The organism is SAR86 cluster bacterium, from assembly GCA_029268615.1.
In the GTDB taxonomy this organism is placed as follows: Bacteria; Pseudomonadota; Gammaproteobacteria; order Magnimaribacterales; family Magnimaribacteraceae; genus JAQWNM01.
This window is the reverse complement of sequence record JAQWNM010000018.1, coordinates 12,177-33,642: the sequence shown is the minus strand read 5'-3', so window position 1 is coordinate 33,642 and position 21,466 is coordinate 12,177. Positions and strand designations below refer to the sequence as shown.

At 33.9% G+C, this 21,466-nt stretch carries 22 protein-coding genes and 2 tRNA genes; 21 read left to right on the top strand and 3 right to left on the bottom strand.

Annotated features, from left to right (window positions below; all coding sequences use genetic code 11):
• Positions 1-45 precede the first annotated feature (45 nt).
• The 10 genes from lepA to P8J93_08825 all read left to right on the top strand — a co-directional run bounded on the left by lepA (position 46) and on the right by P8J93_08825 (position 8,345).
• Positions 46-1,830, top strand: coding sequence for a translation elongation factor 4 (gene lepA / locus P8J93_08870; protein ID MDG2061910.1), 1,785 nt, complete (start codon positions 46-48; stop codon positions 1,828-1,830).
• Positions 1,831-1,954: 124 nt separating this feature from the next.
• On the top strand, positions 1,955-2,845 hold the full coding sequence (gene lepB, locus P8J93_08865; protein MDG2061909.1) for a signal peptidase I: 891 nt from the start codon (positions 1,955-1,957) through the stop codon (positions 2,843-2,845).
• A 4-nt stretch (positions 2,846-2,849) separates the two neighbouring features.
• Positions 2,850-3,512 carry a ribonuclease III gene (rnc, locus tag P8J93_08860; GenBank protein ID MDG2061908.1) on the top strand — a complete coding sequence of 221 codons (663 nt, stop codon included), beginning with the start codon at positions 2,850-2,852 and terminating at the stop codon, positions 3,510-3,512.
• Positions 3,509-4,408: a GTPase Era gene (era, locus tag P8J93_08855; GenBank protein ID MDG2061907.1), complete on the top strand. Its 900-nt coding sequence runs from the start codon at positions 3,509-3,511 to the stop codon at positions 4,406-4,408. Before rnc ends, era begins: the two co-directional genes overlap by 4 nt.
• Positions 4,401-5,114, top strand: a complete 714-nt coding sequence (recO, locus tag P8J93_08850) for a DNA repair protein RecO (protein MDG2061906.1) — start codon at positions 4,401-4,403, stop codon at positions 5,112-5,114. The genes era and recO overlap by 8 nt, the downstream gene beginning before the upstream one ends.
• An 11-nt stretch (positions 5,115-5,125) precedes the next feature.
• Positions 5,126-5,497, top strand: coding sequence for a holo-ACP synthase (gene acpS, locus P8J93_08845; GenBank protein ID MDG2061905.1), 372 nt, complete (start codon positions 5,126-5,128; stop codon positions 5,495-5,497).
• 4 nt (positions 5,498-5,501) lie between these two features.
• Complete coding sequence (adk, locus tag P8J93_08840) at positions 5,502-6,161, top strand: adenylate kinase (protein ID MDG2061904.1); 660 nt, start codon at positions 5,502-5,504, stop codon at positions 6,159-6,161.
• On the top strand, positions 6,154-6,819 hold the full coding sequence (gene tsaB, locus P8J93_08835; protein MDG2061903.1) for a tRNA (adenosine(37)-N6)-threonylcarbamoyltransferase complex dimerization subunit type 1 TsaB: 666 nt from the start codon (positions 6,154-6,156) through the stop codon (positions 6,817-6,819). The genes adk and tsaB overlap by 8 nt, the downstream gene beginning before the upstream one ends.
• Positions 6,820-7,608: an undecaprenyl-diphosphate phosphatase gene (locus tag P8J93_08830; GenBank protein MDG2061902.1), complete on the top strand. Its 789-nt coding sequence runs from the start codon at positions 6,820-6,822 to the stop codon at positions 7,606-7,608. It begins immediately after the preceding gene.
• A complete protein-coding gene (locus P8J93_08825) occupies positions 7,599-8,345 on the top strand; it encodes a class I SAM-dependent methyltransferase (protein MDG2061901.1) in 747 nt (248 codons plus the stop codon). Before P8J93_08830 ends, P8J93_08825 begins: the two co-directional genes overlap by 10 nt.
• Here P8J93_08825 and plsB read toward each other — a convergent pair whose 3' ends face one another.
• Positions 8,346-10,763: a glycerol-3-phosphate 1-O-acyltransferase PlsB gene (gene plsB, locus P8J93_08820; GenBank protein ID MDG2061900.1), complete on the bottom strand. Its 2,418-nt coding sequence runs from the start codon at positions 10,761-10,763 to the stop codon at positions 8,346-8,348.
• Positions 10,764-10,837: 74 nt separating this feature from the next.
• Between plsB and P8J93_08815 the strand changes: the two genes are divergently transcribed.
• From P8J93_08815 to secF, 6 genes are all read left to right on the top strand, one after another.
• Positions 10,838-10,923 (top strand) — tRNA-Leu (locus P8J93_08815).
• 11 nt (positions 10,924-10,934) lie between these two features.
• Positions 10,935-11,957, top strand: a complete 1,023-nt coding sequence (gene queA, locus P8J93_08810) for a tRNA preQ1(34) S-adenosylmethionine ribosyltransferase-isomerase QueA (GenBank protein MDG2061899.1) — start codon at positions 10,935-10,937, stop codon at positions 11,955-11,957.
• Positions 11,958-11,963: 6 nt separating this feature from the next.
• The gene (tgt, locus tag P8J93_08805; GenBank protein MDG2061898.1) at positions 11,964-13,061 is read left to right on the top strand and encodes a tRNA guanosine(34) transglycosylase Tgt; all 1,098 of its coding nucleotides are present in this window, start codon (positions 11,964-11,966) and stop codon (positions 13,059-13,061) included.
• Positions 13,062-13,086: 25 nt separating this feature from the next.
• On the top strand, positions 13,087-13,380 hold the full coding sequence (yajC, locus tag P8J93_08800; protein ID MDG2061897.1) for a preprotein translocase subunit YajC: 294 nt from the start codon (positions 13,087-13,089) through the stop codon (positions 13,378-13,380).
• 9 nt (positions 13,381-13,389) lie between these two features.
• On the top strand, positions 13,390-15,246 hold the full coding sequence (secD, locus tag P8J93_08795; protein ID MDG2061896.1) for a protein translocase subunit SecD: 1,857 nt from the start codon (positions 13,390-13,392) through the stop codon (positions 15,244-15,246).
• Positions 15,243-16,154 (top strand): protein translocase subunit SecF, encoded by a 912-nt coding sequence (gene secF / locus P8J93_08790; protein ID MDG2061895.1) that lies wholly within the window; start codon positions 15,243-15,245, stop codon positions 16,152-16,154. The genes secD and secF overlap by 4 nt, the downstream gene beginning before the upstream one ends.
• Here secF and P8J93_08785 read toward each other — a convergent pair.
• Positions 16,151-16,960 carry an inositol monophosphatase family protein gene (locus P8J93_08785; protein MDG2061894.1) on the bottom strand — a complete coding sequence of 270 codons (810 nt, stop codon included), beginning with the start codon at positions 16,958-16,960 and terminating at the stop codon, positions 16,151-16,153. The genes secF and P8J93_08785 overlap by 4 nt on opposite strands.
• 61 nt (positions 16,961-17,021) lie before the next feature.
• Here P8J93_08785 and P8J93_08780 point away from each other — a divergent pair, with 61 nt between their 5' ends.
• The 5 genes from P8J93_08780 to P8J93_08760 all read left to right on the top strand — a co-directional run bounded on the left by P8J93_08780 (position 17,022) and on the right by P8J93_08760 (position 20,093).
• The gene (locus P8J93_08780; GenBank protein ID MDG2061893.1) at positions 17,022-17,783 is read left to right on the top strand and encodes an RNA methyltransferase; all 762 of its coding nucleotides are present in this window, start codon (positions 17,022-17,024) and stop codon (positions 17,781-17,783) included.
• Between the two features lie 59 nt (positions 17,784-17,842).
• Positions 17,843-18,199 (top strand): GntR family transcriptional regulator, encoded by a 357-nt coding sequence (locus tag P8J93_08775; GenBank protein MDG2061892.1) that lies wholly within the window; start codon positions 17,843-17,845, stop codon positions 18,197-18,199.
• Positions 18,192-19,070, top strand: coding sequence for an ABC transporter ATP-binding protein (locus tag P8J93_08770; protein MDG2061891.1), 879 nt, complete (start codon positions 18,192-18,194; stop codon positions 19,068-19,070). The genes P8J93_08775 and P8J93_08770 overlap by 8 nt, the downstream gene beginning before the upstream one ends.
• Complete coding sequence (locus tag P8J93_08765) at positions 19,067-19,972, top strand: hypothetical protein (protein ID MDG2061890.1); 906 nt, start codon at positions 19,067-19,069, stop codon at positions 19,970-19,972. Before P8J93_08770 ends, P8J93_08765 begins: the two co-directional genes overlap by 4 nt.
• Positions 19,973-20,018: 46 nt before the next feature.
• Positions 20,019-20,093, top strand: a tRNA-Glu gene (locus P8J93_08760).
• 124 nt (positions 20,094-20,217) lie between these two features.
• Here the strand turns inward: P8J93_08760 and P8J93_08755 are convergent.
• Positions 20,218-21,465, bottom strand: a complete 1,248-nt coding sequence (locus P8J93_08755) for a sulfotransferase (protein ID MDG2061889.1) — start codon at positions 21,463-21,465, stop codon at positions 20,218-20,220.
• Between the last annotated feature and the right edge of the window lies 1 nt (position 21,466).

Here is a 21,466-nt window from a genome sequence, read left to right as displayed (position 1 = left end):
TTATCCTTGCAATTAAACTAACTTCAAAGGTAAGTAAATTCTTCTATGGAAATTAGAAATTTCTGCATAATTGCTCATATTGACCACGGCAAGTCTACATTAGCTGATAGGATTATCGAGCTATGTGGAGGACTTTCAAGTAGAGAGATGGTCAATCAGGTCTTGGATAATCTAGAACTTGAAAAGGAAAGGGGCATCACCATCAAGTCGCAAAGTGTTAATTTAAGATATCAACATAAAGATGGTCAGATATATGAGTTAAATCTCATCGATACTCCAGGACATGTAGACTTTTCCTATGAGGTTTCAAGATCGCTTTCTGCATGCGAAGGAGCTATCCTTCTAGTAGATGCTTCTCAAGGAGTTGAGGCTCAAACATTATCTACTTGTTATAGCGCTATTGAGCATGGATTAACCCTTTTTCCAGTTCTCAATAAGATAGATCTTGATCAGTCAGATCCTGAAAGAGTAAAAAAAGAAATAGAAGAAATAATCGGTATTAGCGCAGAAAAAGCTCCATGTATTAGTGCCAAGAATGGAAAAGGGATTGAAGAGGTTCTAGAGATGGTAGTTAAGGAAGTTCCGGCACCTCTTTTAAAAGATAATGTACCATTTCAGGCTTTAATAATAGATTCTTGGTTTGATAATTATCTAGGAGTTGTTTCTCTAGTAAGGGTTGAGTCAGGATCTATTGAATGTGGTGATTTGATTGAAGCACATTCAGTAAAAGAAAAACATTCTGTTGATAAAATAGGTGTTTTCAGTCCCAAGATGACTGAATTAGAAAGTTTAACATCGGGGCAAGTTGGCTTTATTTGTGCAAGTATAAAAGATATAAGAGGTGCTCCAGTAGGAGATACTCTCGTTCATTCTGGATCTGGAACTCAGAATTTACCTGGTTTTAAGAAAGTTAATCCTCAAGTCTATGCAGCCTTGTTTCCTCAAAACTCGGATGATTTTGAGGCATTTAGAGAGGCCCTAGAAAAACTGTGTATAAATGACGCTTCTCTTAAGTACGAACCAGAGCAGTCTGAAGCTCTTGGAGCTGGATTTCGATGCGGATTTTTAGGCACTCTCCACATGGAGATTATTTCAGAGAGGCTTGACAGAGAATATGATATTAATTTGATAACTACTGCACCTACAGTAGCTTATGAGATAGAAGATCAAAAAGGAAATGTAACTAAAGTATCAAACCCAAGTGACTTCCCAGAGCCTTCAAAAATAAATTCTTTAAATGAACCCATAGCAAGGGCAAATATTTTATTACCCGAGGCTTATATTGGAGTGGTAATGGCTCTGTGCAATGACAGACGTGGAAAGCAAATAACGATGAGGTATATAGCAGGACAGGTTGAGCTTGTATATGACCTTCCTTTAAGTGAAATAGTTGTAGATTTTTTTGATAGGTTAAAATCAATTAGTAAAGGTTATGCTTCTTTAGATTATTCTCTTGAAAGATATGATAAGAGTGATGTTATTAAATTAGATATTCTTTTAAATGGAGAAAGGGTAGATGCTTTAGCCTTGATGGTTCATAGGTCAGTGGCTCAATTAAAAGCTAAGTCATTAACTGAGTCCTTGAAAGAAGTAATACCTAGACAGCAAATAGATGTAGCGATTCAAGCTGCCATAGGTGGAAAGATAATCTCTCGTCAAACTGTAAAAGCTTTTAGAAAAGATGTGACAGCTAAATTGTATGGAGGTGATGTTACGCGTAAAATGAAGTTACTTGCAAAGCAAAAGGCAGGAAAGAAGAGAATGAAACAAATAGGTCGAATAGACATACCACAAGAAGCATTTTTAACAGTTTTAAAGAATAAGAATTAATTGTATGACGAGCACATTTCTTTTTTTAATAATTCTTGAACTATTTCTGTATGTTCTTTGGGTGGTACTAATAAAAGATAAAAGTTTAGGTAATGATTCAAAAATCAAGATCTCTGGATATTTTATGACTATCTTAACGAATGCAATGTTATTGATTGTAATACTTTTAGTATGGCAGATTTTCCGAATGAATTTAGATTTTGGATTAGTTTTAGGGGGAGCATCTTTGTTCGCGGGAGCCTCTTGGATTCTAGGTAGGATTATTTCTGTAGAGATCCTGCGTCAGGAAAGCAAGTCATTCTTTTTTATTCTCTTATTTATCTTTTGCCTAAGATCATTTGCTTATGAGCCCTATCAAATTCCATCTTCTTCAATGTATCCAGGATTGCAAATAGGAGACTTTGTTCTAGTTAATAAATTTGCATATGGTCTTCGCCTTCCTACAGCCAAAAATACTTTTTTTAGAGCTAAAAGCCCTGACAGAGGTGATGTCGCTGTATTTATGCCTCCTCACACCATATGTGGATTAACTGCCCTTGAGGCAAGACCAGATCTTGCTTCACTGCCATCAGCAGAAGCTCAAATATTTTTAGAATCTTTTCATCGTTATCAAGATGATAGATGTACAACAATTGGTATAAAATATGTAAAACGAATAATAGCCGTTCAAGGTGATTTAGTAGAGCTAGATGGTAATGAGTTATCAATAAATGGAAAAAAACTTACTACAGAAACGATCGAAACTAAAGATGGCGCAGCTATAATAAAAGAAACCCTTGATAATAGGATCTATATGACTAGGAATATCGGAGACTCTCTTAGTAAAAAATATACTTGGGTTGTACCAAAAGAACATTATTTAGCTTTTGGAGATAATAGAGACAATAGTCTTGATAGCAGAGCTTGGGGCTATGTTTCTAGTGAACGCCTTGTTGGCCGAGCAGATTATATATGGATGCATTGGCCCTCATTTAGTTCTTTACCTACTTTTAAAAGAAATAGATCAATTCATTAATTTTATGACTGATTTAGAAAAATTCGAGTTTAATTTGAGCTACGAATTCAAAGATAAGGATCTTCTAAAGCTTGCCCTAACACATAAAAGTTTTTCTAAGATAAATAATGAAAAATTAGAATTCTTTGGTGACTCTATTCTTTCAATGGTCATTTCAGAATTCATTATAGATAGATATCCAGAACTTGATGAAGGAGAATTATCAAGATTTAGAGCTGCTTTAGTAAAAAGGGAGACATTAAACGAAATAGCCCAATCGTTAGATATTGGATTAAATATACAAATTGGAAAAGGTGAAAAAGTTTTAGGAACTTCCATAGAAGGAAATGCTCTGGAAGCAATTATTGCAGCTATATACCTAGATTCAGATTTAGATTTGGAAGTTTGTAAGAAAGTAATAAGTGCATTATTCAAGTCTCTATTATCTGAATTTGAAGTTGATAATGGATTCAAAGATTCTAAATCTAAGTTGCAAGAATATCTCCAAAAGAAAGGTATAACTCTCCCCATATATACAACTCTGGAAGATTTAAATAAATCTAATTTATTTGAGGTTGCATGTATCGTTGAAGTTCTGAATATTAGAACTATTGGTAAAGGGAGTAACACCAAGAAAGCTCAGTTAGAAGCAGCTGACAAGGCTTTAAGGATAATTGACAGATCATGAACGAATCTACTAAAAAGAGCGGCATTATTTCGGTAATTGGTAGGACTAATGTAGGGAAATCAACATTAATTAATAAAATTCTTGGCCAAAAAATATTTATTACTTCTAGAAAACCTCAAACCACTAGAAATAGGCTTATAGGCATAAAGACAAAAGATAACTCGCAGGCTATTTTTGTGGATACACCAGGTATTCACCAAGGTGAGAATAGAGCTCTAAATGAATATATGAATAAAGTTGCTTTTAACGCCATGCTAGGAGTTGATATATTATTATTTGTCATTGAAAAACTTACTTGGACTAGTCAAGATCAAGAGATTTTAGATAAATTACCTCAAGACGTACCAAATATTATTTTACTAATTAATAAAATAGATCAGTTGACAGAAAAAAATTCTCTATTACCTTTTATTAAAGAAGTTTCTTCTAGATATACCTTTAAAGAAATAATACCCATTTCTGCATTAAAAAATAAAAACTTAATTACTTTAGAAAATTTAATCTTTTCTAATTTACCTGAAAGGGATCATGACTATCCAGAGGATCAATTAGCAGATGTCCCAGAGAAGTTTTTAGTAAGTGAATTAATAAGAGAAAAATGTATTACTCGTTTAGGCGATGAAATTCCATATAGATTAATGGTAGGTATAGATTCTTTTGAAGAAAAAAAAGGAATTATAGATATATCCTCCACTTTGTATATTGAGAAACAAAGCCAGAAAGGAATATTGATAGGCCGCAAAGGTGAAAAGTTAAAGAATATTGGCACTGCTGCTAGAAGAGATATTGAGAAACTCCTTGGAAAAAAAGTAATGTTACGTCTATGGGTAAAAGTAAAAAAAGATTGGACTAATAATAAAATTAGCCTCAATGCATTTGGTTATTCAGATGAATAGTAAAGTTGCATTGCAGCCGGCAGTAGTGCTTCATAAAAGACCATACAAAGAAACAAGTTTTTTAGTTGAATTCTTTACTCAAGACTTTGGAAGGATTGCTGTTGTGGCTCAAGGAGTCAGGCGACCTAAGAGCCCTTTAAGAGAAACTTTTCTACCATTTGGTATTTTATTGATAACTTACTCTGGTAAAAAAGATTTAAAAAAACTATTTGATACTGAAGTGTATTATCGTCCAAAGAATGTTCCAAACATGTCTTATGCTTGTCTTATCTATATTAATGAATTGATAATGTCTTTTCTGCATAAAGAAGATCCTCATCTCAACTTATTTAAGAGTTACGTAAATTTTTGCAAGAAAATAGAAAATCAAGAAAATCAATTAGAGATCGAAAAGATGCTTAGGAATTTTGAGTTAAGTTTATTACAAGAAATAGGCTATGGAATTGATCTGAAACGTGATGCAGAAACAGGAGATTATTTGAAACCTGATACTTTTTATGAATTAGATTCCGTTCAGGGATTTATACCTTCAAAAAACGTATCGCAAGATAATAATAATTATTTCAAAGGAGAGGATATAATCAGCTTTGCAAAAAATGAGTTCGATACAAAAAATGCAAGGAAGGTAGCAAAATTAATCACTAGGCATGCAATAGATTACCTTCTAGACGGTAAAGAAATAAAAAGTAGAAAAACCTTTTCTTGAATGGGGGAAAAATGATAATTGGAGCTGGTACAGATATAGTTGAAAAGAAAAGAATAGAAAAAGTATATTTAAAATATGGAGATAAGTTTTTAAAGAAAATCCTTTCTTCAAATGAGGTAGAAGAGTTAGAGGCTAAGCCTACCTGGCAAAAGAAAATTTCTTATATAAGTAACAATTTTGCGGGCAAGGAATCTGTCTCAAAAGCACTTAAGACTGGATTCTCTTCAGGATTATCTTTCAACTTAATTGAAATTCTTAGAGATAAACAAGGAGCACCTATGGTGAATTTACTAGGTAAGTTTTCTGAACTAGAGCATAGAATTAATATAAGTCTGTCAGATATTAATAATTTATCTTTAGGTTTTGTGGTGATCGAAAAATAAATAAATGAATATTATTTTAATAGGTCCGCCAGGGGCGGGAAAGGGGACTCAGGCAGAAGTTCTTACTAAGAGCTTTGGAATTCCTCATATTTCAACTGGTAATATCTTGAGAGAGGCAGTCAAAAGTAATTCAAAGTTAGGGCAGGAAGCAAAAGAGTTGATGGACGCAGGTATTTTAGTCTCAGATGAAGTAATAGTATCAATTGTAGAAGACAGAATTGCTCAAGAAGATTGTAAGGATGGTTTCTTATTTGATGGATTTCCTCGCACTATTCCTCAAGCAATATCTTTAAATGATAGGAATGTAACAATAGACATAGTTATAGAAATATTTGTTGAAGATCAGGTCATAATAAGCAGAATGTCTGGAAGAAGAATGCATCCAGGGTCAGGCAGGAATTATCACATAGAATTTAATCCACCTAAAAAAGAAGATATGGATGACCTAACAGGAGAACCTCTTATTCAAAGAGAAGATGATAAACCAGAGACGGTTAAAGATAGACTTGAAGTCTATAGAAAGCAGACTTCACCTCTGCTTAAATTTTATTATGATAAACATACTTCTAATGAATTAACTTATATAAAAGTAGATGGGACTGAGTCACCTGAAAATGTTTCAAGTGACTTATTAAGTAAAATTGATTCATTAAAAAATGCCTAATATATTAGCTATTGAGACTTCGGGTGCGGTATGTTCAGTCGGTTTATTGAGTAAGGGCAATGAATTTTTCTTCCATGATAGAGATTCTACTCACCATTCAGAAAATCTTTTAGATATTATTGAACAATTACTTTCAGAAGCTGATAACACGCTTCACGATTTAGATGCATTCGCTGTAAGTTGTGGCCCCGGATCTTTCACAGGTATTAGAGTTGCAAGTGCATTATCCCAAGGTCTTGCTTATAGTGTAAATGGTCTAGGGATAAAAGTTTCAAGCCTTGAAGTTCTATCTGAAAAAATTAATCATAAGTTCCAACCTCCAAAAGTTATAGTCATAGAGGATGCAAAGATGGACCAACTTTATTTAGGAACATTTAATTATTCTTCTATGAACCTAACATCTTCAAATGAGGAACTTGTACTTTCCAAAAACCTTGACCTTAATATGTATGATAGAGATACATATTTTATAGGCAGCGGCTGCCTTCTGCTAGAAGACTCGTTGAAAAATATTTCTACCAATATTTATCCTTCTGAGCCACATGCCCAAGATCTTTTAAGAATAGCATTAAAGAAGTTCAATAATTTTCAAACAGTATCACCTGAAAAAATCTTGCCTAATTACTTAATAGGTGAAACTTATTGGAGTACTAAATAAATGGACATGCTAACTATTCTTTGGCTCTCCATAGTTCAGGGTCTAACAGAATTTCTTCCTATTTCTAGTTCAGCCCATTTAATACTGCTAAGCGAATTCCTGACGAATAAAGATCAAGGCATTCTTTTGGATGTTTCAATGCATTTAGGGACTATGTTTGCAGCTATTTTTTACTTTAGGAATGAAGCCTTACAGCTACTTATGGGCTTTGCGCCGAAGAGAAAAAATCATATAAATAGACAAAAATTAATTAATATTATTGTAGCTACATTGCCTATATTATTCTCAGGATATATTTTAAGAAATTATATAGATGAGAACCTGAGAGCTACTGAGGTTATAGCTTATACAACAATATTTTTTGGTTTTTTGTTGTATTTCGCAGATAAAACAAAAACTAGATCTACTAATCTAGCAGCTATAAACTTTAGACAGGCCTTGATCATAGGAATTTGTCAGTGCCTTGCATTGATACCTGGAACATCTCGATCAGGCATAACTATATCAGCAGCATTATTTCTTGGTATTGGAAGAGAGGCAGCTTCGAAGTTTAGTTTCCTTTTAGCAATTCCTACCATAGGAGCTATAGCTATATATGAAATCTTTATCTTAGATTTTGAAGAACTTACAGGCCTGAGTATGGAGCTATTCTTCGCTTGCCTGGCTTCTTTTATAACAGCATATCTAACGATAGATATCTTTTTAAGAATAATAAATAAATTAGGTTTTACTCCGTTTGTTATTTATAGAGTAATTCTTGGGATATTACTTTTAATCTTTTGGGTTTAGAAAGTCCAATTCTCATAGTTGAAAAAGGTGTTGGTAAAAACAAAGGCCAGCTTTTAGCAAAGTCCTTAAATCTTAAATTTCAAGATTTATCTAATTTATCACCGAAAGAAAATTCTGCTGAAAATCAATATTATTTAGTCCTTGGCAAGGAAAGACTCTATCTGAAGCAAGGCATGAATAAGAGGTTTAATCCTATTTGTTGCGATTTTGATAAGTGGCTATCAATTAGGCAAAAAAGTAATTTATTGAAATGTCTAAAGGGCCTCCCTCCGGATTGTAAAGTTATAGATGGAACAGCTGGTTTTGGAAAAGATTCTTTAGAGCTAGCTAAAGTTGCAAAAAAGGTTTTACTTGTAGAAAGAGTTCCTTGGATGGTAGCTTTATTAAAAGACGGAATAAAATTATCACTTAATGGTGAAGCTGCACACCTGATTAATAAATTAGAAGTCAGGCATGGAAATATAGAAGATATATTGGCGAGTAGTTTCACGGCGGACGTAATCTATCTTGATCCAATGTTTCCTGAAAAGGGTCATGCTAAAGCAAAAAAGGGTATTCAAGCTCTACGTGACTTGACAGAAGAAATAGACCCAGTCCCAATTCTAAATCTTGCAATGGATAAATCCAAAGAAAGGGTAATAGTTAAAAGGCATAATAAATCTCCTTTTGTGTCTAATCTAAAACCTAATTTCTCTATTGAAGGCAGGGTAATTAGGTTTGACGTCTATTTGGTTTGATCAACTATCAACTATATCTAAAAAGTTTTTATCAAAAAAGTTTGTAAAATCTTTCTTTATTCTCTTTGTTATTCTGGAAACTTTTATATCACCGTTGGAATTTTGTCTGATAAATTTTTCCCTGATCATTTTTTCTATAAATTGATCAAATTTAATTTGATCTGAGAATTCAGGATAGGGCATACCCTCAATTATCTCTAGATGTTGAGAGACTTTAATACAGTGAGTTTTAAGATCTTCCTTGTTTAGAAAATTCTTAGACCATAATGCATGCATAATTATATAAAATCTCTTGATGCTAGGTTCGCAGATATTAGATATTGAAACAAATTCTTCGTAATTATGGGATTCTACGTTTGGTTTTTGAAAATTTCCATTAGGCAATCTATTTATTAATTGTAAATCTACCAAGATCTCCAATGTTTTATTTATTGTTGAATTCATATCTGAACTTTCATTTAAATTGAAGTCCCTCTTCAAGAAAGGATATACAAGTTCTATTAATCTTTTAATTTCTTCTTTAGGAAGTTCTTCTGAATACCTAAGGCTTTCACATATAGCTGAATAGAATATAAAAAGATGTGCAATATTATTCTTATAAAATGAAAGTAGTGCCATTTCTTTTGCATCCGGATTAAATAGTTCTGTGTTACCAACTTTATTAAGTTTTATTAAATTAAGATTCTTTGTTTTGTTGATAATTTCTGTTGAGTCAGTAATAGGAATCCAGGTATTTTTATATATTACTGATCTATTAATTAACTCTATTTGTAGATTAATTCTATTTTTTAGTTTTTGTGAGTTCATGATTTTTTTACTATCAGTCAATAAGGCAAGAGATACTAGGCTAGTACTTGTAACTGCTACAGAACTATTGATACCTTGCATAATGCCTTCGCCTAGCTTTTCTGTTACATCTTTTAGCCACGAAGGCCTTTCTAAGGGTGAATCAATATAGAAATCTTCCTCGTTTAACTCTTGAATTAAGTAACTCTTTAAATCAATAGGATTGCCAAAATTAATATAAGCATTTCCAAGATAATTATTAAAATCCTTTAGAACTTTGAGGCTGTCAAATATACTTTCTCTTTTTTTAGGTTTTCCTAGAACTTCTGATCTGTATGTTTCTCCTTCTAATATTTTTTCATATCCTATATATATGGGTACGATCTTTACATCGCCAAATTTCATAGATGCAAAACTTCTTAGAACCATTGAAATTAATCCAGGACGTGCAGGCAAAGATAGGCCAGATCTACTTCTACCGCCCTCAGGAAAAAATTCTACAGTATTTCCGCGAACCATTAGGCTTTTTATATGCTGAAAAAAGATAATGCTATAGAGGCTATTATTCGTAAAAGATCTTCTCATGAAAATAGCACCCGCACCTCTAAGCACTTTTCCTATGAAAGGTAGATTTAGATTATTACCAGCTGCAATTTGAGGAAGCATAAGGCCCTGTTCATAGAGTATGTAGGATAAAGCGCAATAGTCTATATGGCTCCTGTGACAAGGTACAAAGATCAAGGCGTTGTCTTTTGATATTCTTTTAATTTCTTCTATATTTCTTAGGTGAATTCCATCATATCTATTATTCCAGAACCAATTAAAACCTCTAACTAGGAGCCTGACTATCGGATAGTTTAGGTCTGAACAAATTTCATTAGCGTATTTATAGGCCTTTTTTTGGAGTTTCTTCTTTAGCCTAAGATTGCCTCCAGAAAGTTTATTAATTTCTTTTCTTACTTCTATGTTCCGACTTAAAGAGTTAACAAGCGTTCTTCTATGAGAAATATCTGGTCCCAATACCGCTTTTTTTGATTTCCTGAATAAAGCCCTTAAATATCTACTTAAAACTAGAGAGATATCATTCGTTTTTTTAGATTGATCCACTAAAGCATTGATTTCCAAAGGTGTCTGGATTTCAATAACTAAAGATCTGCCATGAAAGAGTACTCTAAAAATTTTTTTTAAGAATCCGCCTTTGTACCAAGACTGCGAAAAAAGTATTTTAAAAAAAGATTTTTGCTTGTCAGGATGTTTTCCCCAATAAAAGGAAACAGGAATAATTGTAGGATTAAAATCTTTGACATCTAAGATTGCTTCTAGATTATAAGCTGAAAATCTTTGAGCCTTTTGAGCAGATAGATTGTATTTGGGAGGCCTCAAATAAGTGAACCGTTGTAAATTGGAGTTTTGTATAATTTCTAGTGGACTGGGCAAGGATTCTTCTTCTAAACAAATATCTAAAGCTATTAAATCTGCTAGTGATTTTTCAGAAAATGCATAGAGAATGCTATTCTTATTTAGTGTTTTGAGATCATGCTTACCATTAAATTCTATTTCAAAACTTATGAATGGCTTTATACTCATTTTAAGCAACCAAAAAATTCGTTTTTTTGTAAAAAAGGTAAACATGAATTGTTTTATTAATTTAAAAATGAGAGTTTACCTTTTCATAGTAAAATTTGTGGAGCTTATTTTTTAGAAATGCCGAAGTGGCGGAATTGGTAGACGCAGGGGATTCAAAATCCCCCGCCCTTTGGGTGTGAGAGTTCGAGTCTCTCCTTCGGCACCATGGAGTTTTTTTTGAACTTAGAAGATTTTAATTTTGAACTTCCAAAAGAGCTGATTGCGACCACTCCACTTAAGCAAAGAAGTGGCAGTAAATTACTTTTGTTAGACGAGAACTCAATAGAGAATGCTAGCTTTAAAGACTTAAAGAGCAGATTATCGTCTGGAGATTTATTGATTGTAAATGATACAAAAGTTCTAAATGCACGTCTGCACTGTAAAAAAGAAAGCGGCGGGAAAGTTGAGATAGTCGTAGAAAGAATTTTAGATAATTATCATGTTACTGCTTTGACAAAATCAAATTCGAGCCTAAAAATAGGAGATAGATTGGTAATTAATAATTCTGGTATATGTATATCTCTTGAAAAGAAGAATGAATATTTGTCTAATTTTGTATTTGAAGAACCTGTTCGAGAAGTTCTTGAAAAGTTTGGTCATATTCCTTTACCGCCTTATATTAAAAGGTCGCCAAATAGACTAGATAAATCTAGATATCAGACTGTTTATGCTGAACCTTCAAAGCTTAATTCCGTTGCTGCACCAACTGCAGGCTTACATTTTGATCATAGTACTTTTAAGGAATTAAAGGAATTCGGTATTAATACGGCGAGTATTACTCTAGATATAGGATTAGGCACTTTTAAGCCAATAAAAGAAAAAGATATTAGAAATCATAAGATCCACCAAGAAAGAATTAATTTGAGCAAAGAAACGATTAAAAAAATTGAAGAAACAAAGTCTTCAGGCGCAAAAGTTATTGCGGTAGGAACAACAGCATTAAGATGCTTAGAGGCTGTAGCTGAGTATAATAATGGCAAGTTGGTACCTTATTCAGGAGAAACAGATTTATATATTTATCCTGGATTTAATTTTAAAGTGGTGGACTCCTTGTTAACAAACTTTCATTTACCTCGTTCCAGCCTTTATTTATTAGTTTGTGCATTTGGAGGGACGGAAAGAATGAAGCTTGCGTATGATTTTGCTATTAAAAATAAGTACAGATTCTTCAGTTATGGTGATGCGATGTTAATAAGCTAATAATTTATGAATTTTAAGAATTTAAATTTTAATATACTCAAAGAAGATGTCGATGCTAGAAAAGGTCTAGTTACTACTCATCATGGAAGTTTTAATACGCCAGCGTTCATGCCTGTCGGAACATACGGTGCGGTAAAGGGAATGACGCCGGAATTAATAAAAGAAACTGGATCAGAAATTATCTTATCCAATACTTATCACTTAATGGAAAGACCTGGAGTTCAAGTTATCAAAGAGATGGGAGGCCTTCATGAATTTATAGGATGGCATGGTCCGATACTAACCGACTCTGGCGGATACCAAGTTTTTAGTTTGGCTAAAAAAAGAAAAATTACTGAAGAGGGGGTAGAGTTTAATTCTGTTTTGAATGGAGATAGGATAAATCTGACACCAGAGTTTTGTATTGAACTTCAGCATGCATATGGTGTTGATATAGCTATGATTCTTGATGAATGCACACCATATCCAGTTGATAAAAAGACAGCACAACAGTCAATGCAGCTTTCTTTAAGATGGGCAGAAAGATGTAAAAATGTTTTTTCCGCTGAAGGAGCTCTATTTGGCATTATTCAAGGTGGGATTTATACAGAGTTAAGGCATGAATCTTTAGAAAAGTTGTCAGAGCTAGATTTTCATGGTTATGCTATAGGTGGTTTGTCCGTAGGCGAAACAAAAGAGGAAATGCAGAGCATTGTTGATTTTACAACTCCAAAGATGCCCCGAGATAAACCTAGATACCTTATGGGGGTTGGGACGCCGTTAGATATAATCAATGCCGTAGAAATGGGGATAGATATGTTTGATTGCGTGATACCTACTCGACATGCTAGAAATGGATACCTTTATACCTCTGAAGGGGAAATAAAAATAAGAAATTCTGTTCATAAGAATAGCCAAGAACCATTAGATAAGGACTGTAAATGTTACACTTGCTCAAATTTTTCTAGAGCCTATTTACATCATTTAGATAAAACTAATGAAATTTTAGGTGCCACTTTAAATACATTGCACAACCTTACTTTTTATCAAAATCTCATGAAAGATTTGCGAGAAGCAATTGAAGGAGGTACATTTCAATCTCTTTTAGCTAAAATTAAGGCATAATCATTATAAATTATAAGGAATAACTATGAAAGAAACCCCGACTTTTTTTGACCCAACTCTTCTTTTATTAATAGGGTTCATGGTTCTTATTTATTTTTTAATGATTAGACCAGAGAACAAAAGACGAAAAACTCATCAAGCCATGCTGGATAGTTTGGAAGCAGGAGATGAGGTAGCTACTGCTGGAGGAATCCTAGGCAAAGTCACCAAGGTGCATGAACAATTTGTAGAAATATCAGTAGGCAATAATCATACGCTTCGATTTCAGAAGAATTCTATCTCTAATGTTTTGCCAAAAGGCTCTTTGGAATCAATCTAATTTTGTAACATGATCTACAGCGCTTGGAAGTATTTACTTATATTATTTGTTCTTATTATTGGAGCGGTATATGCCTTACCTAATATTTATCCTTCTGATCCTGCAGTCCAAATCTCATACATAAGTAGCTCTCAATCCCCTGATGAAAACTTAGTAACTAGAATAAAAAAATCTCTAACAGATGAAAGTTCTGATGTGTCTAATTCAATAGAAGTAAGTAATGATTTTGTATTAGTTAGAGTTTCATCTTCTGAAGAGCAACTTAGAATTAGAGCTAAACTTGCCTTAGATTTGGGTGATGACGTAATAGTTGCCCTTAATTTAGCCCCAACAACACCAGATTGGTTAGTCAATATCAATGCACATCCTATGAAATTGGGTTTAGATCTAAGAGGAGGGGTGCATTTTCTTATGGAGGTAGATACTCAAACAGCTTTGACAAACAGGCAGAATGGAGTTCTTCAGGATCTAAAAAGAGTACTCAGATCAAATAAAATTAAATACAAAGCAGCATATGTTGATGATAATCAGTCTATTTTCTTAGGCTTTACATCAGAACAAGACTATTTAAATGCATTCAATATTATAAGAAAGGATTATTTGCAATTTGAACCATTGGAAGATTCCAAGAATTTATCACTATCATTGAATCTAAGTGAGATTGCTTTGGATGAGATAATAGCGGATGCAATATCTCAGAATCTTACCACCTTAAGAAATAGGGTTAATGAGTTAGGAGTTTCAGAACCTTTGGTGCAGAAACAAGGTGCTAATAGAATAGTAGTCCAATTGCCTGGAATTCAAGATACTGCTGAAGCAAAAAAGATATTAGGAAAGACAGCTACTCTAGAATTTAGGCTCGAAGCCAATTTTGATACTCCAAGATCAAGAAAGACAACTTTCAAATTCAAAGAAGGAAGTGGTCAAACTTCAGCAGAGCTAGAGGACGAGATAATCATTTCCGGAAATCAAGTATCAACAGCCCAATCTGGTTTTGATGAGAATGGCTTTCCCCAAGTTAATATAACTTTGGATGGACAAGGCGGGGCAAGGATGCATAGGGCAACACGAGGAGAAATAGGCAGGAAGTTAGGAGTTCTATTTGTTGAGCAGCGTGTAAGGACAAAATATACAGATGATGTTTCAGGTGAGTTAGTGCCTATTCAAGAAACTTATGAGATCAAAGAAATTATTAGTTTAGCAACTATTAGAGCAGCTTTAGGGACAGGATTTCGTATTACAGGTGTCGGTAATACTGGTGAAGCGTCGGAACTTGCATTGTTGCTCAGAGCAGGTGCTTTAGCAGCGCCAATGCGCTTTGTAGAAGAGAGGACTGTTGGCCCAAGTTTGGGGGCTGAAAATATCCAATCAGGATTAATGTCTATGCAACTTGGGATGTCACTCGTTCTTCTTTTTATATTAATTTATTATAGAGTGTTTGGCGTCGTTGCCAGTATCGCTCTATCGTTAAACATAATGCTTCTAGTCGCAGCGATGTCTTTTCTATCCGCTACATTAACATTACCTGGTATTGCCGGTATTGTTTTAACGGTTGGTATGGCAGTAGATGCCAATGTCTTAATATTTTCAAGAATTAGAGAGGAGTTAAATTCAGGAAAAAAACCATTTGAGGCAATTGTCGCTGGGTATGATAGAGCTTTTATAACTATATGGGACGCAAATTTAACAACCTTTTTGGTGGCTATTATTCTTTATTCATTTGGCACAGGACCAATTAAGGGCTTTGCAGTAACTTTATCAATAGGAATATTAACCTCAATGTTTACTTCTATTATGGGAACCAGAGCTTTAGTTACTTTGATTTATGGAAAAAGGAAGAATTTACAAAGAGTGGCTATAGGATGAAAAAAATAGATTTTATGTCCTTGAGGAAAATAGCGCTTAGCGTTTCCATTTCCTTAATGATTTTATCTTTAGGTTCTTTAATCTTTAAGCAACTTAATTTGGGGCTAGATTTTACTGGAGGTACTCTTGTCGAGCTCCATTATCCAGAGCCAGCGAATGTAGAGTCTATAAGAAAAACTTTGAGCGATTCTGGGTTTGAGGAAGTTGAAGTGGCCACATTTGGATCAAATCAAGATGTGCTTATAAAGTTGGCTGGATTTGCGTCCGATCAACTAGGTACCCAGATAACAGATGCCTTGAGATCTGATATTGCCGGTCAAGAGATCATCTTAAGAAGGAATGAATATGTAGGTCCTCAAATAGGAAGCGAATTGAGAGATGATGGTGGATCCGCTATGTTGTTAGCTCTTTTTTTGATGATGATATATATCGCTTTTAGATTTCAATCTAAATTTGCTTTAGCCGCGGTATTGGCTCTAATACATGATGTTTTATTAGTCTTCGGAATATTTTCATTATTTGAATTTAATTTTGATTTAACAGTTTTAGCTGCAGTTCTGGCAGTTATCGGTTACTCCTTGAATGACTCGATTGTTGTATCTGATAGGATTAGAGAGAATTTTAGGAAGATGAGAGATGAAGATCCAATTTTTGTTATTAACCAATCTTTGAATCAGACCTTGGGCAGAACTTTGATAACTTCTTTAACAACCCTTTTAGTACTTTTTTCGCTTTATTTTCTAGGTGGTGAGTTAATAAAAAGCTTCTCATTGGCATTAATCGTTGGCGTTATAATTGGAACCTATTCATCCATCTATATTCTTTCCAATGTTTTGATAGTAACTAAATTTAAATCCGATGATTTATTTAGTGAAAATACAGAAGAAGATACAAACCCTCTACCTTAATCTTCGATTTGAGTTATGTGTGGTTTTATAGACTGCAACATAGGTTTGAAGCATTTAGTAGTGGAGCATATGATATTGCCCCCTTTCAGAAAATTATTTTCTCCTTGAAAATTACTTACTAGCCCGCCAGCTTCTTGAACTAATAAAGCGCCTGCCGCTAGATCCCATGATTTTAGGCCACTTCCCCAAAAAGCATCTAACCTTCCGGCAGCTACATTTGCTATATCAAGAACAGCAGAGCCGGTTCTTCTGATTGTTAAACCATGAGAGTATAGAGCTCTAAAAGTGGCAATATTGTCATGTCTAAATGTATCTAGTGCTGATTCATGAGAAGAGTTACTCAACAAAGCTCCTTTTAGATCCTTTCTGTTACTAACCCTTACTCTTTTATCATTCAAGAAGCATCCCTTTCCTCTGCTTGCCGTATATTCTTCATGCCTTGTTACATCGATGACAACTGCGTGTTGTAGCTTTTCTTTTTTTAAGCAGGCAATAGAGATTGCAAAGTACGGAAATCCATGAATATAGTTCGTTGTTCCATCTAACGGATCAATGATCCAGGTATATTCTTCTTCATCAGATGAACCTTTTATCTCTCCCGCTTCTTCAGAAATATAATTATGATCAGGAAAAGTCTTTTGAAGCTCTTCAATAATAATTGACTCAACTTTAACATCTACTTGCGTGACATAATCCGCAGGTCCTTTTTCAATGACGTCTAACTTATCTAATTGATCAAGGAACCACAATAGTTCCTTGCTTCCTTTTCTAGCTGCTTCTAAAGCGATATTAACTTTTGCTTCCATGGGGTATTTTTAAAAAACACTATTCTATCAGAAGCGTAGCATTTAACTGTTAGAATAAATTATGTTATCCGAAGTTGAGCAGTTTAATCTTTTTAACCGATTCACAAGTTTTGTATTAATTAATACTTCCCACCCTGGCAATATAGGAGCTTCAGCTAGAGCCATAAAGAACATGGGGTTCAATAATTTAACTTTATTAAATCCTAAGGATTTTCCAAATGACATAGCTACTTATAGAGCCAAGGCAGCTATAGACGTGGTAAATTCAGCTAGAGTAGCTCAATCTCTAGACGAAGTTATTCAGGATTGCAATTTTATTGTAGGTACGAGTGCTAGAAATAGAAAAATTCCTTGGCCATTAAAAGAGCCTAAAGAGGCAACTAAAGAAATTATTGATCGAGTTATTAACAAAAAACAAAAAGTGGCTATTCTGTTTGGAAGGGAGGACAGGGGGCTAACCAATGAAGAATTGGGTAGATGCAATCTTCATATTCATATTCCTACTAGCGAAGAATACTCTTCTTTGAATTTGTCCCAAGCAGTCCAAATAATCTCTTATGAATTACGATTGGCCATAAAGGAAGTAATTAGCAAAGATCCCAAACAAGAATGGGATGTTCCAATCGCAACAGATCAAGAAATAGAATTATTACTCAACCATATTGATGACTTAATGCTGGAACTTGATTTCTACGATCCTAAAAATCCAAGAAAGCTGTTAGAAAGAGTAAGACGCCTGTTTAAAAGAACAGATTTAGATACTATGGAGTCAAGTATCTTAAGGGGAGTGATTGCTTCTATTCAAGAGAAATTAAAGAATTAAATCAATTCTTGTATGTGTATTACTAAACTAATACACTGAACTCATAAAGGTAACATTAAATGCACTGGAATAGCGATCAACCCATTTATCAGCAAGTACGTGATCATGTCGTTTCACTTATTATAGATGGAGTGCTAACTACTGGAGACCCGATACCCTCAGTCAGGCAAATGGCCGTAGAGGGTGGTGTTAATCCCCTGACAGTATCAAAGGCCTATCAAGAGCTTGTCGATTTGAAGATCGTCGAAAAAAGACGAGGGTTAGGAATGTTTATCATTGAATCTGCAAAAAACCAGTTGATTAAATTGGAACGAGATAAGTTTCTTAAGGGAGATTGGCCAGCCGCAGTCAGAAAAGCAGAGCAATTGGATATTGATATTCTTGACTTAGTTCAAAAGAGGAAAAAAAGTGGATAAGAAATTAATCATTAAAGCTAGAAACGTTAAAAAGAAGTACGATAACGACAATGCGCTCTCAAATTTTGACTTAGATGTTTATTCAGGACAGATTTTAGGACTAATTGGTCCAAACGGAGCAGGTAAATCTACTTTTCTACATAGCGTTTTAGGGTTGGTAGAAACAGAAGGTGATTTAGAAGTATTGGGTCTCTCTCCAACAAAAAATAGGCATGATCTTTTAAAGAAAGTTTGCTCTATTACCGATGTAGCTGTTCTTCCGAAGTGGATGAAAGTAAAGGAATTATTGACTTACGTTGATGGCGTTCATCCAAGGTTTGATCTAGCCAAAGCGAGAAGCATATTAGCTAATACTAATATTAAATCTAATTCTAAGATTAAGACCCTTTCAAGGGGCATGGTAGTGCAACTTCATTTATCCATTGTGATGGCTATAGATGCTGAACTTTTAGTATTAGATGAGCCTACTTTAGGTCTAGATTTAGTCTATAGAAAAGAATTCTACTCACAACTCATAGATGATTATTTTGATGGCAATAAGACCATCTTAATCAGCACACACCAAGTAGAAGAGATAGAGGGAGTTTTATCAGATGTTGTTTTTCTTGATCAGGGAAAAATTATCATGACCGATTCCATAGAAAATATCAATGAGAGGTATTTAGAACTCAGACCCAAGGCTAGCATGATTGAACAGGCTGAAAAATTAGGCCCGGTCCATATAAGAAATGACTTAGGCAGGCCGGTGCATATATTTGAAAATGTTCAAGAATCTGCATTGAGCGAGCTAGGAGAAGTAAGGCCGCCAGTTATTGCTGATTTATTTATGGCTTTAATGGAAAATAAAAAGTCATTGGAGAAAACCCAATGAGTAATCTATTAACCTTAATAAGTCGGGAGATACAAGAATATAAGTATGGTCTTGTATACGCTCCTTGGATTGTAGGCATTATTTTATGTTCTATTGTAGTGCTTGTGTATCTTGGATTTGCAGAAATTAAAACTAGCCAGTTTACGTTTACATCTTTAATTTACGCCGATCCAGATGTCGTGACTTATATGAAAACCATAGACTCCAATACTAAATTAGAAATTATAAGGACAGGACTAATTGTTTTAGGTTTACCAATGTTGGTGGTTATGAGTTTTGCCATTGCTTCGTATAGCCTGTCAACTTTCTATGATGAAAGAAAGGATAAGAGTATTATTTTTTGGAGGTCTCTTCCTGTCTCCGATGCAAATATAATTTTTAGTAAAATATTAGTTGCGGTCATAATAGCGCCTTTGGTTGTATTGCCGGCTTTAGTTGCGCTGCATCTTTTTTCTTTATTAGCTGTTTCAATATTTTTCTATTTTTCAAATATAGTTTCTTTTGGGTGGGTTTGGGAGGCTTATTCATTTACAGACTGGATGAAGGTCATTTTAAGTCTTTGGGTGCAAGGTCTTTGGAGTCTTCCTATCATCGCATGGCTTATGTTTGCCGGGGCGCTTTTTAAAAAACCCATTATTGGAGCTATTTTGCCTCTAGTAAGCATAGTAGTTCTCGAAAGGGTGGCATTGTCTACTAATATATTTTATTCCAATTTTATGGATCGACTTAAGCCATGGCCTAATATGGTCAGCAGTTCTGAGGAGGTCAGGTTTATACAGTTACCTGAAATAACTGATTTATTCTCAACGAGTATTTTTTGGTATGGGCTTATATTCAGCGTCATTCTATGCGCTGCAATAAATTATGTTCGATCACGAAGTGAGTTTTCTTCGGTGGAATAGGGATTGACCTATTGCTCTGCTCTCCCTAAAATGCTCATTTCATAAAGTCCCCTTCGTCTAGCGGTTAGGACACCGGGTTTTCATCTCGGCAACAGGAGTTCGATTCTCCTAGGGGACGCCAATTTCTAATAAGCCTTGTTAATTAAACCTTTCAGGGCTTTTCTATCTAAAATGTTGCCATATGAGTTGTTATTGTTGCCACATAGCTAAGAAATGTGTTGCCATATTGTTGCCACGATTTCCCCTCATTTAAACTCTTTGAATACATTAAATTTTTTATAATAAAATTCAAAAGATTTATAAAACTCTGATTTGTTAACTTCAAAGTCCTCTAAATTATAGATTACCTGACCATGCTTATCTCTTTTATTTAAAGCGATATATTCTTGAATTTCATCACTAGCTAAATTATTTAATGCTAAGAAATTTTTTGAATATATATTCTTTATACTTCCTAGATTATCTTTTATAAGATCATTAAAAAAGACGTCACATCTTTGCTTCAGAGGAATTGCTTCATAATCTTTAGTGAATCTTTGTAAGAGTATTTTTATTCTATTATGCCAATAATTAAAATTAGTTTTGGGCTCAACTTTATATCGTCTCAGTCTATCTCCATATGAAAGCATGGTTGCTGTCGATAATACAACTGATAAAGGATCTCTATAAGTAATTACAAAAGTTGCATCTGGAAAAGTTTTTATTAGGGGATTTATTTGCTCTAAATGTTGAGGAGATTTAAGCACCCATCTTTTAGGACCTTTAATGAATTGCATTGCTTTTAGTATATCCTTTAGATATTTGTAATGATGTATTTGCTCATTTTTTAAGTAGTAATCTCTCCATTCTGGAACATAAGCTAACCATTCAGGCAAATATGTTGAAAAATCCATAGCTTGGAGTTCAATTTCTTCATGAATATGGTTTGGATGCATATCATGCATTGATTTAAGTAAAGGCATGGTTTGCAAGAAATTTTTATATTCTTTGAAAGCTAAGTCTTTTCTTGGATCGTTGTTAGGATTTAAATCGCTTAAATTTTCTGGAAATGGTCTTAAACTCTCCCAATATGGTATAGATTTTAGCCGTGTGTCTGATGCTATAAGATTAAGTAGATGAGTTGTTCCTGATCGAGGTAAACCCATAATAATAATGGGCTGTGTAATAACCTCATTTTTATACTGAGGAAATTCTTTTTTAAATTTTTCAAACTTTAATCTATTTTCTGCATATCTTACTTGGTCATTAAAGATTCCTAATTTTCCAATTCCTGCCAATCCCTTATCATTTGAAATTGATTGCATTAAGATATTAAGTCTTTCTAAAAAATCTTCACTTCCAAAGTGTTTTAGTCCTGTATTATTACTTGCATTATTGATGACAGCTTCTGCTGTTAATTCTAATTTAACAGTTTCTCCATAATCTTTTGCTGCTTGTTGAAATTCCGTAAGACAAGGGTTTTTTAGATCCTTAATTTTAATTTTTTTTGACATT

Excerpts from the sequence above, each read along its gene's own strand:
- lepA (MDG2061910.1), top strand. The coding sequence starts at position 46 with ATGGAAATTAGAAATTTCTGCATAATTGCTCATATTGACCACGGCAAG.
- lepB (MDG2061909.1), top strand. The coding sequence starts at position 1,955 with ATGACTATCTTAACGAATGCAATGTTATTGATTGTAATACTTTTAGTA.
- rnc (MDG2061908.1), top strand. The coding sequence starts at position 2,850 with ATGACTGATTTAGAAAAATTCGAGTTTAATTTGAGCTACGAATTCAAA.
- era (MDG2061907.1), top strand. The coding sequence starts at position 3,509 with ATGAACGAATCTACTAAAAAGAGCGGCATTATTTCGGTAATTGGTAGG.
- recO (MDG2061906.1), top strand. The coding sequence starts at position 4,401 with ATGAATAGTAAAGTTGCATTGCAGCCGGCAGTAGTGCTTCATAAAAGA.
- acpS (MDG2061905.1), top strand. The coding sequence starts at position 5,126 with ATGATAATTGGAGCTGGTACAGATATAGTTGAAAAGAAAAGAATAGAA.
- adk (MDG2061904.1), top strand. The coding sequence starts at position 5,502 with ATGAATATTATTTTAATAGGTCCGCCAGGGGCGGGAAAGGGGACTCAG.
- tsaB (MDG2061903.1), top strand. The coding sequence starts at position 6,154 with ATGCCTAATATATTAGCTATTGAGACTTCGGGTGCGGTATGTTCAGTC.
- P8J93_08830 (MDG2061902.1), top strand. The coding sequence starts at position 6,820 with ATGGACATGCTAACTATTCTTTGGCTCTCCATAGTTCAGGGTCTAACA.
- plsB (MDG2061900.1), bottom strand. The coding sequence starts at position 10,763 with ATGTTTACCTTTTTTACAAAAAAACGAATTTTTTGGTTGCTTAAAATG.
- tgt (MDG2061898.1), top strand. The coding sequence starts at position 11,964 with ATGAATTTTAAGAATTTAAATTTTAATATACTCAAAGAAGATGTCGAT.
- yajC (MDG2061897.1), top strand. The coding sequence starts at position 13,087 with ATGAAAGAAACCCCGACTTTTTTTGACCCAACTCTTCTTTTATTAATA.
- secD (MDG2061896.1), top strand. The coding sequence starts at position 13,390 with ATGATCTACAGCGCTTGGAAGTATTTACTTATATTATTTGTTCTTATT.
- secF (MDG2061895.1), top strand. The coding sequence starts at position 15,243 with ATGAAAAAAATAGATTTTATGTCCTTGAGGAAAATAGCGCTTAGCGTT.
- P8J93_08785 (MDG2061894.1), bottom strand. The coding sequence starts at position 16,960 with ATGGAAGCAAAAGTTAATATCGCTTTAGAAGCAGCTAGAAAAGGAAGC.
- P8J93_08780 (MDG2061893.1), top strand. The coding sequence starts at position 17,022 with ATGTTATCCGAAGTTGAGCAGTTTAATCTTTTTAACCGATTCACAAGT.
- P8J93_08775 (MDG2061892.1), top strand. The coding sequence starts at position 17,843 with ATGCACTGGAATAGCGATCAACCCATTTATCAGCAAGTACGTGATCAT.
- P8J93_08765 (MDG2061890.1), top strand. The coding sequence starts at position 19,067 with ATGAGTAATCTATTAACCTTAATAAGTCGGGAGATACAAGAATATAAG.
- P8J93_08755 (MDG2061889.1), bottom strand. The coding sequence starts at position 21,465 with ATGTCAAAAAAAATTAAAATTAAGGATCTAAAAAACCCTTGTCTTACG.